This is a genomic window from Streptomyces sp. NBC_00354, from assembly GCF_036106915.1.
In the GTDB taxonomy this organism is placed as follows: Bacteria; Actinomycetota; Actinomycetes; order Streptomycetales; family Streptomycetaceae; genus Streptomyces.
In genome coordinates this window covers 6,442,673-6,459,800 of the sequence record NZ_CP107983.1, presented here as the reverse complement: position 1 = coordinate 6,459,800, position 17,128 = coordinate 6,442,673, and the positions used below count along the sequence as shown (strand labels likewise).

At 72.7% G+C, this 17,128-nt stretch carries 13 protein-coding genes; 6 read left to right on the top strand and 7 right to left on the bottom strand.

Going from position 1 to position 17,128, the window contains the following annotated elements:
* Positions 1–18 precede the first annotated feature (18 nt).
* A complete protein-coding gene (locus OHT74_RS29620; protein WP_266668463.1) occupies positions 19–405 on the bottom strand; it encodes a GntR family transcriptional regulator in 387 nt (128 codons plus the stop codon).
* Between the two features lie 71 nt (positions 406–476).
* Between OHT74_RS29620 and OHT74_RS29615 the strand changes: the two genes are divergently transcribed.
* The gene (locus OHT74_RS29615) at positions 477–1,427 is read left to right on the top strand and encodes a GNAT family N-acetyltransferase (protein WP_266668461.1); all 951 of its coding nucleotides are present in this window, start codon (positions 477–479) and stop codon (positions 1,425–1,427) included.
* Positions 1,424–1,909 carry a DUF402 domain-containing protein gene (locus tag OHT74_RS29610; RefSeq protein ID WP_328621874.1) on the top strand — a complete coding sequence of 162 codons (486 nt, stop codon included), beginning with the start codon at positions 1,424–1,426 and terminating at the stop codon, positions 1,907–1,909. The genes OHT74_RS29615 and OHT74_RS29610 overlap by 4 nt, the downstream gene beginning before the upstream one ends.
* Positions 1,910–2,641: 732 nt before the next feature.
* On the opposite strand, the gene OHT74_RS29605 is transcribed toward OHT74_RS29610, so the two are convergent.
* The gene (locus OHT74_RS29605; RefSeq protein ID WP_328621873.1) at positions 2,642–3,316 is read right to left on the bottom strand and encodes a hypothetical protein; all 675 of its coding nucleotides are present in this window, start codon (positions 3,314–3,316) and stop codon (positions 2,642–2,644) included.
* Between the two features lie 800 nt (positions 3,317–4,116).
* Here OHT74_RS29605 and OHT74_RS29600 point away from each other — a divergent pair.
* Entirely contained in the window at positions 4,117–5,172 is a 1,056-nt protein-coding gene (locus OHT74_RS29600) for a lytic polysaccharide monooxygenase (protein ID WP_328621872.1), read from the top strand.
* A 48-nt stretch (positions 5,173–5,220) separates the two neighbouring features.
* On the opposite strand, the gene OHT74_RS29595 is transcribed toward OHT74_RS29600, so the two are convergent.
* Positions 5,221–6,087, bottom strand: a complete 867-nt coding sequence (locus tag OHT74_RS29595) for an esterase/lipase family protein (protein ID WP_266668455.1) — start codon at positions 6,085–6,087, stop codon at positions 5,221–5,223.
* A gap of 202 nt (positions 6,088–6,289) precedes the next feature.
* On the opposite strand from OHT74_RS29595, the gene OHT74_RS29590 reads away from it, so the two are divergent.
* Positions 6,290–7,432: an acyl-CoA dehydrogenase family protein gene (locus OHT74_RS29590; RefSeq protein ID WP_328621871.1), complete on the top strand. Its 1,143-nt coding sequence runs from the start codon at positions 6,290–6,292 to the stop codon at positions 7,430–7,432.
* A 160-nt stretch (positions 7,433–7,592) separates the two neighbouring features.
* On the opposite strand, the gene OHT74_RS29585 is transcribed toward OHT74_RS29590, so the two are convergent.
* The 4 genes from OHT74_RS29585 to OHT74_RS29570 form a co-directional block, all read right to left on the bottom strand.
* The gene (locus OHT74_RS29585) at positions 7,593–8,582 is read right to left on the bottom strand and encodes a DNA polymerase Y family protein (protein ID WP_328621870.1); all 990 of its coding nucleotides are present in this window, start codon (positions 8,580–8,582) and stop codon (positions 7,593–7,595) included.
* Complete coding sequence (locus OHT74_RS29580; RefSeq protein ID WP_328621869.1) at positions 8,579–12,118, bottom strand: DNA polymerase III subunit alpha; 3,540 nt, start codon at positions 12,116–12,118, stop codon at positions 8,579–8,581. Before OHT74_RS29580 ends, OHT74_RS29585 begins: the two co-directional genes overlap by 4 nt.
* Before the next feature lie 123 nt (positions 12,119–12,241).
* Entirely contained in the window at positions 12,242–13,909 is a 1,668-nt protein-coding gene (locus OHT74_RS29575) for an amidohydrolase (RefSeq protein ID WP_328621868.1), read from the bottom strand.
* A 76-nt stretch (positions 13,910–13,985) separates the two neighbouring features.
* Positions 13,986–15,386 (bottom strand): purine-cytosine permease family protein, encoded by a 1,401-nt coding sequence (locus tag OHT74_RS29570; protein WP_266668446.1) that lies wholly within the window; start codon positions 15,384–15,386, stop codon positions 13,986–13,988.
* Between the two features lie 211 nt (positions 15,387–15,597).
* Between OHT74_RS29570 and OHT74_RS29565 the strand changes: the two genes are divergently transcribed.
* Positions 15,598–16,155 (top strand): TetR/AcrR family transcriptional regulator, encoded by a 558-nt coding sequence (locus OHT74_RS29565; protein ID WP_328623419.1) that lies wholly within the window; start codon positions 15,598–15,600, stop codon positions 16,153–16,155.
* Between the two features lie 102 nt (positions 16,156–16,257).
* A complete protein-coding gene (locus tag OHT74_RS29560) occupies positions 16,258–17,118 on the top strand; it encodes an alpha/beta fold hydrolase (protein WP_328621867.1) in 861 nt (286 codons plus the stop codon).
* Positions 17,119–17,128 lie beyond the last annotated feature (10 nt).

The window sequence follows — 17,128 nt, the reverse complement described above, 5'->3', positions numbered from 1 at the left end:
TGGACGACTCGTAAAGGTCTAGGCGCCGTACCGGGCGCGCAGGGCGTCGAGGGCGGCCGACGTCGCCTCGTCGAAGGTCAGGCCCAGCCGCTTCGCGCGCTCCGCATAGGCCTGCGCGGCGGTGGCCGCCTCCCGGGCGGCGCCGTCGCCGGCCGCCGCGATGAACGTCCCGTTCCGGCCGCGGGTCTCGATCACCCCGTCGCCCTCGAGCGCCCGGTAGGCCTTCGCGACCGTGTTCGCCGCCAGACCCAGCTCCTCCGCGAGCCCGCGCACCGTCGGCAGCTTGTACCCGACCGGCAGGTCTCCCGCCCGCGCCGCCTCCGCGATCTGGGCGCGCAGCTGCTCGTACGGGGCGGCCGAGCCGGCCGAGCCGTCGATCCGGATCTTCAGGTTCGTCGAGGTCACGCGGCGATTCTCCCCCATCCCCGGGGAAATTCGGAGGCATCCGCCCCCGCCCTGCGCCTACGGTCGACGGCATGACCGTTTCGATCCGCGACCTCCGCCCGGGTGATCCCTCGGACGCGGAGTCCGTCGTACAGGTGCGCCGCGCCGCGCTGCCCTTCCTGATCGCCACCGCCGACGGCGTTGCCTTCGAGCTGTCCTGCGCCGCTCCGGCCAAGCGCCATCGCCTCCTCGTCGCCGAGACCGCGGACGGCCTCGTCGTCGGCACCGCCGAGGCCGGCCTCGCGTACGACAGCCCGGAGCCCGGCCGGTCGTTCGTCAACGTGTACGTCGACCCCGCGCACCGCGGCGGCGGCGCGGGCACGGCCCTGCTGCGGACGGCCGAGGAGCACCTGGCCGCGGAGGGCGCCGCGAGCACGTACTCCTGGGTGCTGGACGAGCCCGCCCACCGCGCTTTCGCCGAGCGGCGCGGATACCGCCCGAGCCGTTCCGCGCACTTCCAGCGCCTCGACCTGGCCTCCGCCGCCCTGCCTCCGTACCCGGACGCGCTGCCCGCCGGCGTCGAGCTGCGCCCCGGCAGCGCTTTCGCCGCCGACCCGCGACCGCTGTACGAGGCCGACGCGGAGGCCTCCGGCGACGAACCGGGCGACGTACCGACGGAGCCGGCCGGCTACGAGGACTGGCTCGCCACGGTCTGGCACCACCCCGACCTCGACAAGGAGCTGACCACGGTCGTCCTGGTCGACGGGGTCGTGGCCGCGTTCTGCGCCGCCCGGACGGACGGCGCCACCCGCTACGGCTCGGCGATGACCGGCACCCTGCGCGCCTTCCGCGGCCGCGGCCTGGCCAAGCTCGCCAAGACGGACTCCCTGCACCGGGCCCGCGCCGCCGGCTGCACGGAGGCCTTCACCGGAAACGACACCGGGAACGAGCCGATGCTCGCCATCAACAAGTGGTTCGGATACGAGATCTGCGCGACCGAGACGCGCTACGCGAAGCAACTGAAGGGACCCCAGCAGTCATGAGCAGCACCGGGTTGACCGTCGCCCTCACCAAGGCGGGCCGCACCAAGATCCGCTACCCCGCCGCCCTGGTCGCGGACACGGGCGACCGGATCTCCGTACGCGCCCCCTGGGCGGCCGACGGCGTGCGGGACTTCGGCTTCGTGCGCTTCGAACCGGGCGACGTGTTCACCGAGTACTTCTGGCGGACGCGCTGGTACGCGGTCAAGGAGGTGCGGACGGGCGACGGCGTCCTCAAGGGCTGGTACTGCGACGTCACGCGCCCGGCGGTGGTGCAGGACGGTGAGATCCTCGTCGAGGACCTGGACCTGGACCTGTGGGTGTCGGCGGACGGCTCCGAGGTCCTGCGGCTGGACGAGGACGAGTTCGCCGCGAGCGGGCTCACGGAGACCGACCCGCAAGCGGCGGCCGAGGCCGTCCGCGCCCTCGACACCTTGGCCGCCCAGGCCCTCGAGCCGGCCGGTCTGACCGCCCTCCTCACCTGAGCGCGGCTGCTCCCGGCCCTCTGTCTGTAGGCCCGCTTAGCGGTTCCTTGAGCCTTGAGTACGTCACCCAGGTTCGAGCCGTCCGGAGGGGCGCTCTGCTCCGCATTGCCGCTGAGCCAGTGCGGCGAGGTCTCGGCCGCTGCGGTCTTCGATGGGTTACCGGGGGCGCCGGGGCCGATCGCGCAGTGGCAAGGGCTGCACACGAGATGGTCTAGGCCCGTCGGTACGAGTTCGCTACTGCATCAAAACGCCCGCCACGCACAGTGCGGCGCGCGGCCCGTCGCTCGGGCCTGCGCTCCTGTCTCCGGCCTGCTCCAGCCCGGCCGCCGGACAATGCGTGTTCGGTGAGGCAACGCCACCAGGCCAGCTGCCCCCCCAACTCCGCGGTTCACCGCGCTCCGCCTGGGGGTCCGAGCTGAGTAAATCCCAGCAACCCGCAGCCGCCTTCTTGCGACGTGGGGGCACTCTTTGGTGGTCAGTGAGCCGTGAATGCTGGGGAAAGCTTCTTTCCTGACCAGGAGCGATCAGTGGCGCACCCTGAAGTCCTGCGGAAAGGGTTGCTGTGGAGGCGGGGGGCATGAGCTGCGACCGTACTCGACCATCAATGGCCACCGATAACCGCACACCCAGCGCCCCTGACCGCGATGAACTTACGGCCGACAGTTGGCATTCAGAGGCCAAATTCCGGGCGTCCCCTGGCGGGCCCGGAACGCTACTGACCGGCAAGAGCCCTTAATCCGTTTCCCTCCGGTAGTAGCCTGGAGATTTACTGGAGGAGTGAAACTTGGGCAGATCGTCGCGAAAAAAGAAGATTTGCCGTTGCCCTGCACCGTGAATTTCATCGACGGCTTTCTTTGAAAGAACCAGGCAGAATTTCTTGATCAAAGGAATGCGATTCCCTGACCGGCTCAACTGAAGCGTTCCTTCGTACTGGCCAGGCTGGAAGGTCCAGTTGTCGACCCAGAAATTTAGCGTGGGCTGCTGGGGTTTGTCCTGGCTGACGATGAACGGGGCGGGATCGCTGCTCCAGTGATAGTTGACCTGGTCTGAAGTGAAATCGTATACGTAGGCTCCGGTTTCATGCCAGTAGAAAATCGGCAGCTTTGATGACGAGATCGAGCCGACGGGAGTAAGTTGCAGATGTGCATCACGAATAACCTCGACATCCTGGGCCTTGAACCTGGTGGAAACCGTGGGCTGAATCTGGAAAGCGGTTCCGTTGTCTACCGGTCCAGTGCGCAACAAGTGAGGAAGGGCCACATCGATTCTGGGCTTTTGTTGAATTTCAGCGAAGTTGTAAGTCGAGAAAGCAAGCGCAACAACAGCGGCTAGTGTGGCCGCCCACTTGTGCACACTGTCCAATCGTGCTCGTCGAGACTCTGTCGCCCTCTCATCTGTGCCGTTCACGCCTCCACTCTCTCTGAGATCAGAGTCGTCGGCCCGATGTGTTGCTCCATTTGGCGAGCACAAATAGCACCTGGACCCGGCGAACCGCTCAACTCTCGCACTCGCCGATTCCTGAAACGATCCGATTGTGCGGCGAACCTCGGAAGGTCCTAACACGATCACGCTCGGGTCCTTTTGTGGCGTCTCCGGCAGATGAGGCCGCAGGCGCCAACGGAGCCACGTGCCCGCCCTGGGCCGTCCCTGAGCCGTCCGAGGGTGGCCCAGGGGGCCGGCAATGACCAATGACAACCACCCCCCATGCTGGTCAGGGCGGTGCTGGATGGGTCGCCTCAGGTCGCGGGGCTGCGCTGTAAGTTCCAACGACGATGAGGGCCGTTGGACGCGTCGGGGCAGGGGTGGAGGGTGATCTGCCTGATGGGCTGAGGGGGGCATGACTTGCTGCGCAACACGGAGCAGGTGGCCGGCACGGGGAGCCAGATGGGGAGCCACCGGGGCGACACGGGGCGGATTCGTCTGGACTGACATGGACGGTGGGGAGCCAAGGCCCTTGGGGTGGAAGGGCCCCGCGGGCCCGCTTCCTGAGGTCCTTCTTACCTCGACCTTAAGCGGAGCCTAAGGATCTTCGGGAGGGCCTCCAAAGGGGTGGAACTGCTGGTGCGGAGGGCTAGCTTGGCGGGGCCAGGGAGGCCTGAGGCGGCGCCGGACCCGACGGGGGGCGGCGCCGCCCAGCCCGGTTCCCGGCGCTCCCGGCGCATCCACGACCGTGGTGCCCGCATCGCCGCTCCGAAGGAGATCCACCCATGCCCGCACGCCGCCGCACCGTGACCCGTATCGCCGCAGTCGGTCTCGCCCCGCTCGCGGTGGCCGCGTACGCCGTCGCGCCGGCTGCCGCCCACGGCTCGATGACGGACCCGGTCAGCCGGGTGGCGGCCTGCTACGCGGAGGGACCGGAGTCGCCGAAGTCGGCGGCCTGCAAGGCCGCGGTGGCGGCGAGCGGCGCGCAGGCCTTCTACGACTGGAACGCGGTCAACATCGCCAACGCGGCCGGCAACCACCGGGCGTTGATCCCGAACGGCCAGCTCTGCTCCGCCGGCAACGACAAGTACCGGGGCCTGGACCTGGCCCGCGCCGACTGGCCGGCCGGCCCGATGTCCGCGGGCGAGCACACCTTCCGGTACAAGGGGACCGCCCCGCACAAGGGCTCCTTCGAGCTGTACATCACGAAGGACGGCTACGACCCGACGAAGCCGCTGAAGTGGTCCGACCTGGAGCCGGCGCCGTTCGCGAAGGCCACCGACCCGGGGATGCAGAACGGGGACTACGTCTTCTCCGGCAGCGTGCCGAACAAGTCCGGGCGGCACCTGATCTACAGCATCTGGCAGCGCTCGGACAGCCCGGAGGCCTTCTACACCTGCTCGGACGTGGTGTTCGGCAAGGACAACGGAGGGAACGGCGGGAACGGCGGGGGGAGCGGCGCGAGCGGAGGCACCGGCGGCAGCACCGGCACCACCCCGAGCGCGAAGCCCAGTACGAAGCCGAGCGCCAAGCCTTCCGCCGACCGCCCCTCGGACGCGCCCAAGGCCCCGACGGACCAGCAGATCGCCGACGGCGAGAGCAAGTCCACGGTGGAGCACAACGGCCACGGCGACAACGACCCGAGGACGAACGGCAGCACCGACCTCGCCCCCGTCCCGTCGGAGTCCCCCGCGGGCACCACCAACCTGGCCGAGACGGGTGGCAGCGGCGCCACCCCGGCGATCGCGATCGCCGGGGCCGGCGTGCTGGCCGTCGGTGCGGCCGTGCTGTTCGGCGTGGCCCGACGCCGTGCGACGGCGCCGGGCCGGCACGGCCGCTAGGGGGCGTCGTCCGACCGGTTCACCGGGACTGCCTGTGCGTCGGTGTCTTCACTCGAAGACCGACGCGCAGGTGGTCCGGGAGGCGTGTGCCGGGTCGAGGGCGTTGACCGCCTCGTGCCAGGCGATCCGGTCGGTGAGCCCGATGGCGACGTGCTCGGAGAGGTCCAGGGGGCACAGGTCCTGGAGCACGACGTTCCGTACGTTGGAGCCCGTCCCCTGGAGGAAGGCGCTCCGGTAGGGCGTGACGACCTCGTCGTACTTGGTCGCGATGACCGTGTACTGGACCCCGGGGACGGTGTCCCCGCCCGCGTTCAGCTTGGTGACGAAGGGGGATCCGGCGATCTGGTCGGCCAGCCCCGGGGTCGCGGAACTGATCAGGTCCTCGGCGCCGGGGAAGTACGGGAGCAGCTGGGTGAGCCCGCTCAGGGTGGTTCCGTGGTTGTCGGGGGCGAGCCCGACCAGGGCGCCCACCTTGGGGGCGCCGCCGAGGAACTTGAGGTAGTAGTTCGGCATCATGCCGCCCTGCGAGTGGCCGACGATGTCGGTCTTCGCGGCTCCGGTGGAGGCCAGCACCTTGTCGACGAAGACGTCGAGCTGTCCGGCCGACTTGTCGATGGGGCCGAGCCCGTTGAAGAACGGCACGCCGGGCAGTTGCCCGTAGTCGAGCGAGTAGACGCAGTAGCCGCGGTGGACGAGGTAGGGGGCGAATCCGAGCCAGTTGTCGACGGAGTTCCCGAACGTGCCGTGGACGAGGACGACGGGGCGGGGATGGGCGGCGGAGGGTTTGCAGGACCAGTTGTTCCAGCCGCTGCTGGGTGCGGACGCGGCCTGCGCGGCGCCGGTGGGGGCGACGAGGGCGGCAGCGGCGAGGGTGAGGACGGCCAGCGGGCGGAGCAGGCGTCGCCAGGGCAGCATCGAGTGATCTCCTTGCTGGGTCAGGGAAAGACGTGGGGGTTCGTCCCGTGATCCGGATCACAAGGGGGTGCTGCTTCGGCCAAATTACGGGCGAGTAGCAAAACTTGGAAGTTACGCGTCAGTAAAAAATGCGTGTCGGCCCCCGCCTCCGCACGCCCTCGGGACAATGGAGTCCCCTACTCCGCGTGAGGTGAGTGATCGGATGCAGTGGGCTCCCGGTGCGGGCACGGCCTTGGCCACCCCGCCCGACCTGGCCGCCGACCCGCTCGTTTCCGCGGTCACCGAGGTCGCCGTGGGCACGCTGGGGCCCGTCGCGGAGGAGACCGCGCAGGAGGGCGTGCCGCGTTCGCACCTCGACGCCCTCGCCCGCTGCGGTGCGTACGGGGCCCTCGGCCACACGCCCCGCCCCGGGAGCGGGCTGACCACGCGCCAAGTGGTCCGCGAGGTGAACGAGTTGCTGTCGGCGGCGGATCCGTCCACCTGGTTCGTGCACACCCAGCACTTCGCCCTCGTGAAGGCGCTGCAGGCGGCCACCGGGTCGGAGGCGGCCGCGCTGCGCGAGCAGTGGGCGCCCGCCCTCGCCTCCGGAGCCAGGCGCGGCACGGCCGGTTTCGCCTTCTTGCGGCACGCCCGGCCGCCCGTCACCGCCGAACCGGTCGCCGACGGGTGGCGGCTGCGCGGCCGGGTGCCCTGGATGACCGGCTGGGGCCTCACCGACGTGGTGTACCTGGGCGCCCTTGCCCCGGACGACCGGGTGCTGTCCGCCGCGGTGGCCTGCGGGCCGGACGGCGACCCCGGGCTGGTCGCGGCCGGATCCGCGCCGCTGTGGGCGATGAACGGCACCCGCACGGTGGCGGTGGAGGTACGCGATGTCCTCGTCCCGCGGAGCGCGGTGATCTCCGTACAGCCCCGGGCGGAGTGGACCCGTGCATACGACCTCGAGAACGCGAACGCCCACCCCGCCGTGTTCGGCCATGTGCGCGCCGCGGCCGATTTCCTTCTGCGGTCGGCCCCCGCCGCCGGCAGCGCGTACGAGGAGCTCGGCCACCGGGTGGCGCAGGAGGCGGCCCGGCTGCGTGCGGAGGCCTACGCCCTGCGCGACGAACTCCCGCCGGAGGAGCGGGTCGAGGACCGGCTGGCGCTCCGGGCGGCCGTCCTGGAGCTCGGCGTACGGGCGGCCACCGCCTGTGTCGCCGCGACGGGCGGCCGGGCGATGTCGTACGGGAACACCGCCGGCCGTCTCGCCCGCGAGGCCCAGTTCCACCTGATCCAGGCCCAGACCTCCCGGCTCCGCACCGAAATGGCCCGGCGGCTGCTGGCCGGGCTACCGGGGGCGGACGCTTAAGGGCTGTCCCGTAGTCCCTGGTGGATCAGCGCGCGGCGTCGGATGCGGTGCATCGCAAGGCGGAGGAGCGTCCTCATACTGGGCGTATGCGGGCGTTCCGACAACGCGGCGAGGCGCCGTAGCCGACGTCGTGCGCCCGCCAGGGATTACGGGACAGCCCTTAGGCGGCCTTGTGGAAGGTCGCGGCCGGGCGGACCGTGCCCGGGCCGAAGCGGGCGTTCGCACGGTCGACGGCCGCCTCCACCGTCAGGCGGGCCTCGCGGACCGGGTCCAGCGAGATCTGCCGGGACACCCGCTCGGCGCCCGTGAGGTCCTCGGCGCGCAGCACCATGCCGGTCAGCCGGGCCCGTTGCAGCCCGGCCGCGTCCAGCAGGCGGTACGCCGCCGCCCGCAGGTCCTCGTCGTGCGCGGACGCCTCCGTGAGCCGCCGGGTCCGCTCCCAGCGGGTGCCGCCGGCGAACTGCAGGGTCAGCGACAGGGACCGGGCGGCCTGGCGGCGGCCCCGCAGCACCGCGCCCAGCCGGACCACCAGGCCGAGGAGCACGGCCCGGGTGTGCGGGCCGTCGAGCTCGTGCCGGGTGAAGCCGCTGCGGACGGCGGCCGATGCGGGCAGGTCCTTCGGGGTGACGGGGCGCGGGTCGATCCCGCGGGCGCGCTCCGCGGCCAGCCGGCCCGCCCGCTGCCCCAGGATCCGTTCGACGGTGCCCGGGGAGACGGCCGCGACCGCGCCGACCGTGTGCAGTCCGTACCCGCGCAGCGCCTCCGCCTGCTTGGGGCCGATGCCGTGCAGGGCCTCCACCGGCAGCGGCCCGAGGAAGCCGTCCACCGCGCCCTCGGGCACGGCCAGGACGCCGCCGGGCCCGGGCACCCGGGCGGAGGCCGTCGCCGCCACCGCCCAGGTCCCGGCGACCCCGATCCGTACGTCCGTGCCCAGCCGGGCGACCGCGCGCAGCCGTACCAGCTCGGCGATCCGGCAGGCGTCCGCGCCGAAGTACCGCCGGGCGCCGCGTACGTGCACCAGCGCCGCCCGGGGCGGCAGGGCCTGCACCGTCGGGGAGAACTCCCGCAGGAGTTCCAGGACTTCGCGGTACCCCTCCTCGGACACCGCCGGAGCGCACCGTACGTGCAGGACGCCGTTCGCCGGGGTCATCCCGCGCTCCCCGGGCTGGAGTGCCACAGCTTGCGGCCGGTCGCGGCGCGGTCGCCGGCCGGCTGGAGGTCGGCCCACGGGTTCATCTCGTACCCGGTGGGCAGGTGGATGCGGCGCCCGGAGTCGGCGGAGCCGGCCGGGTCCGCGGCACCGGGCAGCGGCTCGGCCAGGCGGGCCGCGACCGCGTCCAGGCCGCCCGTCGCCCGCAGTTCCACCAGTTCGGCCAGGTCCCAGGCCGCCGCGCCGACCACGCTCAGGCTCTGCGGTCCGCGCCGCTGTACGACACCCCGTACCAGCAGCAGGAACGAGTGGAAGACGGTGTGCGCGCACGCCTCGTGGCTGTCGTCGAAGAAGGCCAGGTCGACCAGGCCCGTCCCGTCGTCCAGCGTGGTGAAGACGACCCGCTTCCCGGACCGGATCGGCGGGGTCTGGGTGGCCGCCTTGGCCCCCGCGACCAGTACCGTGCGGCCGTGCTCGACCTCGCGGAGCCTGCCGGCCGGGACCGCCCCCAGCTCCGCCAGGAAGGCGTGGTGGTCCTCCATCAGGTGCCGGGAGGCGTCCATCCCGAGCACGCCCAGCTCCGCGCTGAGCCGCTCCGCCTCGTTCAGGTCGGGCAGGCCGGCCGGGGCCGTCGACCGCCCGCCGCCCAGCGGGAGCTGGACGCTGCCCGGCCGGGCCCCCGCCGAGCGCTGTGCGCCGTGCAGCTCGGCCACGTGCAGCAGCAGGTCGCGCCGGTTGGCGCCGAAGGCGTCCAACGCCCCGACCTGGGCGAGCCTTTGGGCGACCGGCCGGCCCGGGTGCGCCCGGTCCCAGAAGTCGCGCAGCGATCCGTACGGCTGCCCGTCCTCGATCCGGAGCGCCTCCGCCTCGCTGATGCCGTGGACGTCGGCCAGGGCCAGCCGGAGCCCCCACACCGGGGGCGCCCCGGCATCGGACACCAGTTCGATGTGATGGGCGACCGCCGACCGGTTCACGTCCAGCGGCAGCACCAGCACGCCCCGGCGCCGCGCATCCGCCAGCAGCAGCCGCTTCGGGTACATCCCCGGGTCGTGCGTGAGCAGTCCGGCGTAGAACGCGGCCGGGTGGTGCGCCTTCAGCCATGCCGACTGGTACGTCGGCACGGCGAAGGCCACCGCGTGCGCCTTGCAGAAGCCGTAACTGCCGAACGCCTCGACGATCTCCCAGGTCCGGCCGATCACCTCGGCCGAGTAGCCCCGTTCGCCCGCCTTCGCCGCGAACCACACCTTGATCCGCGCCTGCGACTCCGGGTCGGAGAGCCCGCGCCGCACCCGGTCCGCCTCGTCGCGCCCGCAGCCGGTCATGACGTGGACGATCTCGATGATCTGCTCGTGGAAGACCACCACCCCGTACGTCTCGCGCAGCGCCTCCGCCAGGTGCTCGTGCGGGAAGCGGACCGGGGCCCGCCCGTGCCGCGCCTCGATGAACGGCCGCACCATGTCGGCGGCGACCGGGCCGGGCCGGAACAGCGAGATGTCGACGACCAGGTCGTGGAAGGTGGACGGCTGGAGCCGCCCCACCAGGTCGCGCTGGCCCGGCGACTCGATCTGGAAGCAGCCCAGCGTCTCGGCCGAGCGGATGAGCTCGTACGTCGCCTCGTCGCCCGGCGGGACCTGCGCCGGGTCGTCCAGGTCGAGCTCCTCCCCCGTACCGCGCCGGATCTCCGCGACGGCGTGCGCCATCGCGGACTGCATCCGCACGCCCAGCACGTCGAGCTTGAGCAGCCCGAGGTCCTCCACGTCCTCCTTGTCGAACTGGGACATCGGGAACCCCTCGCCGCTGGTCGGCACCACGGGGGTGCGGGCGAGCAGCGAGGCGTCGGAGAGCAGCACCCCGCACGGGTGCATGGCGATCCCGCGCGGCAGCGCGTCCAGCGCCTCGACGAGCTCCCACAGCCGGCCGTGCTCCTCGCCGCGTACGTCGCGCAGTTCCGGCAGTTCGGCCAGGGCCGTGCGGGCGTCGCGGGCCCGGATGTGCGGGAAGGCCTTTGCGAGCCGGTCGACGGTGGCCGGGTCCATGGACAGGGCGGCGCCGACGTCGCGGATCGCATGCCGGACCCGGTAGGTCTCGGGCATGGAGACGGTGGCCACGCGCTCGGTGCCGAAGCGGTCGATGATCCGCCGGTAGACCTCCAGCCGGCGGGCGGACTCCACGTCGATGTCGATGTCGGGCAGGACGCGGCGGCGCTTGGACAGGAAGCGCTCCATCAGCAGGCCGTGGGCGACGGGGTCGGCGTGGGCGATGCCGAGGAGGTGGTTGACGAGGGAGCCGGCGCCGGAGCCGCGGGCGGCCACCCGGATGCCCATCGCGCGTACGTCGTCCACGACTTGAGCGACCGTCAGGAAGTACGAGGCGTACCCGTGGTAGGCGATGATGTCCAGCTCGTGGTGCATCCGCTCCCAGTACTCGCGGTCGTCGGCGTAGCCGCGCAGCACCATGCCGGCGGAGGCCCGGGAGGCCAGGACCCGCTGGGCGGTGCGGTGGGCCGCGCCGACGAGGTGGGCCTCGGGGAAGTGCACGGAGCCCATGCCGAGGTCGTCCTCGGGGTCCACCGAGCAGGCCTCGGCGGTACGCCGGGTCTCCGCGAGCAGCCGTCGCGCGTCGGCGGGGCGCAGGCCCGCGGCCCGGGCGATCCGGTCGGCGGCCTCGGCCATGGCGACGGGGTCCTTGAGCCAGCGTTCGCCGCTGTCGAGGGGGCCGCGGGGGTCGACGGGGACGAGACGGCGGGCCGAGTCGAGGATGTCGGCGACCGGGCCCTGGCCGGGGTCGGCGTACCGGACGGCGTTGGTGAGCACGGCCGGGACGCCCTGCTCGGCGGCGAAGCCGACCGTACGGGCGGCCAGGCGCAGCGAGCCGGGGCCGGTGCCGGTGCGGCCGTGGTGGACGGCCTCCAGGCGCAGGGAGTCCCCGTAGACCTCCCGCCAGGGTGCGAGGAGCCGGGCGGCCCGGTCCGGCCGCCCGGCGGCCAGCGCCCGCCCCACCTCGGACCCGGGCCCGAGCAGGACGTACACCCCGATGCCGCGCAGTTCCGCCCAGGGGACGACGGGCCGGTCGGCGCCGCCGGCGCCCGCATGGGCCGCCGTGACCATCCGGCACAGTTCGGCCCAGCCGGTGGCGCCGTCGCGGGCCAGGAAGGTGACCCGGGGTGCGGACTCGTCGACGAAGGCGCCGCCCGCGACGGGGGTCCGCCGCCGGGAGGACGCCTCTCCGGAGCCGCCGTGCCCGGATCCGCCCGGTCCGCCCGGTCCGCTCGAGCCAGCCGATCCGCTCGAGCCGGCCGGGCCCGCCGCAGGCGCAGGGGCGTGCGACACGGCCAGGTCGGCCCCGAACAGGGGCCGGATCCCGGCCTTCGCGCAGGCCTTCGCGAACCGCACCGCACCCGCGAGGGTGTCGCGGTCGGTCAGGGCGAGGGCGTCCATGCCCCGCTCGACGGCACGCTCCGCCAGCCGATCGGGGTGGGAGCCTCCGTAGCGCATGGAGAACCCCGAAACGGTGTGCAGATGCGTAAAACCAGGCACCCGCGGCCTCCTGCTTCGCTCGAACGTGAACACCACCCCCGTCTCCACCATAGAGCAATTCGAATATTCGTGCGAAACATTCGTTCGATAGTCCGGCCGCCGCCTGCCCGCGCTGGACACGACCTAGGGGGTGCCGAGCCGGCCCACCCGGTGGACGACCTCGCCCGCGACCACCACCGTCTCCGCCACCGTGCCGGGGATCCGTTCCGGGGCCACGGCGAGGATGTCCCGGGACAGCACCACGAAGTCCGCCGCCTTGCCCACCGTCAGCGAACCCCGGTCCGCCTCCAGGAAGTTGGCGTACGCCGAGCCCATCGTGTAGCCGTACACCGCCGTCGCCACGTCCACCGTCTCGGCCGGCTGCCACGGGGCGCCGCCGTCCAGCGGGCGGCGGGTGACCGCCGTGTAGATCCCGATCATCGGGTCCATCTCGGCCACGTTCCAGTCGCTGGAGAAGGCCAGCACCGCGTCCGCCTCGGCCAGACTCCGCATCGGCCACGCCTTGTGCCAGCGGTCCTCGCCCACGTTCTCCGCCCAGTCCTGGCCCGGCCCGGCGATCTCCGGCGCGCAGTGCCTCGGCTGCATGCATGCCACCACGCCGAGCGCGGCGAAACGCGGCACGTCCGCCGGGTCCAGGCATTCCACGTGCACCACCTGGTGGCGGGCGTCCCGCGGCCCGTTGACCGTACGGGCGTGCTCGACGGCGTCCAGGACCGTACGGATCCCCCGGTCGCCGGTGGCGTGCACGAAGCACTGGAAGCCGCGGGCGTCCAGCCGCGCCAGCAGCTCCGCGAACTCCTCGGCCGGGTAGAAGGTCTCACCCCGGTGCGCCCCGCACCCGGTGTACGGCTCCAGCAGCGCGGCCGTGCGCGGCTCCACCACGTCGTCGATGTACAGCTTGAGCGGCCCGACCCGCAGCCGGTCCCCCGCGTACGTCCGCGCCGCCGCCGCGAAGGCGTCGAGTTCCTCCTCGGTCGTACCGCGCGGGTGGAACAGCGCCGCCACGATCCGCGAGCGCAGCCGGCCCTCGGCGCGGGCCCGCTCGTACAGCTCCAGGTCGTCCAGGGAGTTCTGCGGTTCCACGACCGTGGTGATGCCGAAGCCGATCGCGTCGTCCAGGCTCTTGGCGAGGCGGCCGTACTGGCGGTCCGGCGAGGCCCACGGCACGCCGAGCTCGCGCAGTGCCCGGTGGCCGTCCCGGGAGAGCCCCTTGATCGCGAAGTCCTTGACGAAGCCGGTGGGCTCGCCGGTCTCCGGGTCGACGGCCGCGGTGCCGAACGGCAGGTCGGTACGGTCCTTCGCGACCCCGAGCCGGCGCATCGCCGCCGTGTTCAGCCAGGCCGTGTGCACGTCGTACGAGAGCACGATCGCGGGGGTGTCCCCGGTGACCGGGTCCAGGTCGGCGGCGGCGGGCATCCGGCCGCCCGGGATCGCGGAGTAGTCGAAGGCCTCGGCCTCGATCCACTCGGCGTCGGGGTGGGCCTCCCGCCAGGCCCCGATCCGGTCGAGGATCGCCTCCGGGGTGCGCACCCCGGCGAGCTGGACGCAGGCGTCGTCGGAGCCGAGCCGGACGTGGTTGTGGGCGTCGACGAAGCCGGGCAGCACCAGCCGGCCGCCCGCGTCGATCCGCTCGGTGTCCGGGCCCGCCCAGGCGGCGGCCTCCGCGTCCGGGCCGAGCCAGACGATCCGGCCGTCGGACACGGCCAGGGCCTCGGCCTCGGGCAGCTCCGGGTCGACGGTGTGGATCCGGGCTCCGGTGAGCAGCAGGTCGGCGGGGACGGGGTGCGGCATGGGTGGTGCTCCTGTGCAGAGGGGGCAGAGGTGGCGGATATGGCGGATATGGCGGTGCGGGAGGGGACCGGGGGGGTCAGGCGGCCGGGGCGTACGCGGGCACCCGGCGGGCGGCGAGGGCCCAGTACGTGAGCGCGGAGACGACCGAACCGAGCAGGGTCAGGTCGGCGCCTCCGAGAGGGGCCACGAGCGGGCCGGTCCACAGCTCGGAATCACAGGTCAGCGCGGCGAAGGCCATGCCGGCGAGGAGTGCGGCCATGCCGGCGGGGTGGTAGCCGGCCCGGTACCAGTAGGCGCCCGCGCTGCCGGCGTGCAGTGCGTCGGAGTCGTAGCGGCAGCGGCGCAGCAGCATGTCGGCGAGGAAGACCCCGCCCCAGGGCGCGAACACGATGATCAGCAGGGAGAGGAAGGAGAGCAGCGAGGTGGTGAAGTCGGTCAGGAAGAGCGCGGCGAGCGATCCGGCGGCGGTGACCGCGGCGCTGATCACGATGGCGCGGGCGCGGCTCCACGGGATGCCGAGGACCTGGAGGTTCAGGCTGGAGGAGTAGAGGGTGATGATCGAGTTGGTGACGGAGCCGCCGAGGACGAGGGCCAGGAACACCGGCTTGAACCAGCCCGGGAGCAGGCTCTCGGCCCCCGCGACGGCGTCGGTCATGTCGGTCCGGGTGGCGGCGGCGACCCCGGCGACGCCGAGGGCGACGGAGGAGACGAACCCGCCGAGCGCGCCCATCCAGGTGATCGACTTCAGCGAGGTGGTCCGGGGCAGGTAGCGGGTGTAGTCGGCGGGCATCGGCAGGTACGAGAAGGGCCCGGCCAGCATCACGACGAAGGCCAGGCTCCAGCCGGACAGGCCCGGGGCGGCGGCGCCGGCCGGGGCGGCGGTCTCGGCGCCGGGCAGGAGGAAGACGAGCAGCGCGCCGAAGCCGAGGGCGAGGACGTAGGCCATCCAGCGCTCGGCGAACTGCACGGTGGCGTGGCCCCACATCGCGACGGCGAAGGTGAGCGCGAGGGTGGTCCCGAGGGCGAGGGCCCGTACCGCCACGCCTTCGCCGAGGCCGACCTCGGCGAAGAACACCTCCAGGGCGAGCGTGCCGACCACGGTGTTGACGATGGTGTAGCCGATGCTCACCACCCAGTTCAGGACGCCGGCCGGGAAGTTCCCGCGGACCCCGAAGGCGGCCCGGGAGATGACGAGGGTGGCGGTGCCGGTGCGGATGCCGCTGAGCCCGGCGGCGCTGACCGCGAAGAAGGACAGTCCGCTGATCACGACGACGGCGGTGGCCTGCCAGAAGGAGAGGCCGAAGGCCACGGCGAGGGCGCCGTTGATCACGTAGGTGAAGGTGAGGTTGGAGCCGAACCAGAGCCAGAACAGGTCCCGGGCGCCGCCGTGCCGCTCGGCGTCGGGGATGGGGTCGATGCCGTGGGTCTCGACCCGGAACACCTCGTCGACGTCGGCCGTCGTCTCCTGCTGCGTCATGCGCCGTACCCCTGACTGTGGACCCGCTGAACCTTGAATGACGTTCTAAGTTCTTGAATGGCATTCAAGATGCGCCGCCGATCGGGACCTCGTCAAGACCTGTCCGGGATAAGGTCGGGCCACGAAGATCGGGAAGGCGGCACGGGTGGCGGGAGCGGCAGGAGCAGCGGGGTCGGCGCGGCGGCGCGACGGGCGGATCGCCCAGGAGCGGATGCTGGAAGAGGCCATGGCCGCGATCGCCGAGGGCGGGCTGGCGGAGCTCACCATGTCCGCGCTCGCCGAGCGGCTCGGCACCAGCGGCGGCCACATCCTCTACTACTTCGGCAGCAAGGACCGGCTGCTGCTGACCGCACTGCGCTGGAGCGAGGACCGACTCGCCGCCGAGCGGGCGCAGTTGCTGGCCCGCCGGGTCACCGCGCACCGCAAGCTCGCGCTGTTCCTCGAGCTCTACCTGCCGCGCGGCCCCCGCGATCCGCGCTGGACCCTGTGGATCGAGCTGTGGGCCCGCACCCCCGCCAACGAGGACCTGCGCGCCGCCCAGCAGGAGATCGACGACGGCTGGCAGCGGGACCTGGAGACCCTGCTCGCCAAGGGCGTGGACCAGGGCCGCTTCGCCGCCGCCCTGGACGTGCCCGCCCGCGCCTCGGAGCTGCTCGCACTACTGGACGGGCTGAGCACCCGTGTGGTGCTCGGGCAGCGCGGCGCCGACCGGGCCGCTTCCCTGGACCGGGCCCGCTCGGCGGCAGCCCTGCTGATCCCCCACCTCTAGCGGGCCCCACGCCCGCATTCCCTCGTTTCCAGCTCTCCTCCGAGCGGGCCGTGCTTCCATCGCAGGAGCCGGGCGGGGGCATCGGAGCGGGAGGGGAGCGGGATGCGCATCGAGGTGAGCCGGGGCGACGGGCGGAAGTTGATCGTGCAGGAGTGGGGGGCTCCCGACGGCTCACCGGTCCTGCTGCACCACGGCATGCCGGGCAGCCGCCTCGGCGTGGCACTCGACGACGCCCCAGAGCGCCATCCGCACGTCCGCTTCTTCGCCTACGACCGGCCCGGCTACGGGGAGTCCGACCGGGCACCGGGGCGGCGCGTGGCCGACGCGGCCGCCGACTCCGCAGCCGTCGCGGACGCCCTGGGCATCGGCCGCTTCGCGGTCGTCGGCCGCTCCGGGGGTGGTCCGCACGCACTCGCCTGCGCGGCCCTGCTCCCCGACCGGGTGACGGCGGCGGCCTGCCTGGTCGGCCTCGCGCCCCGCGACGGCGCCGGACTCGACTGGTACGCCGGGATGACCCCGTACAACGTGGAGCACTACACCCTCGCGGACCGCGACCCGGCGGCTCTGGAGCTGCGCCTCATCCCCCAGGCCGAGGTGATCCGCCGCGATCCGGGCCGGCTGATCGAGGACCTGCGCGCGGACCTCCCCGACGTGGACCTCGCGGTCCTGGCCGACGACCGGGTACGCCGGTCCGTCCTGGACAACTTCCGCGAGGCGCTGCGGACTTCCGCGTACGGCTGGCTGGACGACTCCCTCGCGTTCTGCGGGCCCTGGGGGTTCGAGCCGGGTGGGATCACCGGCCGGGTCATGCTCTGGCACGGCGCCGAGGACGTGTTCTCGCCGGTGGGCCATTTCCACTGGCTGGCGCAGCGCATCGGGCACAGCACGGCGGTGCTCGCGCCCGGAGCCGGCCATCTCGCGGCCCAGTACGCCCTCTCGGAGGCACTGGACTGGCTCCGCTGAGGTCAGGCCG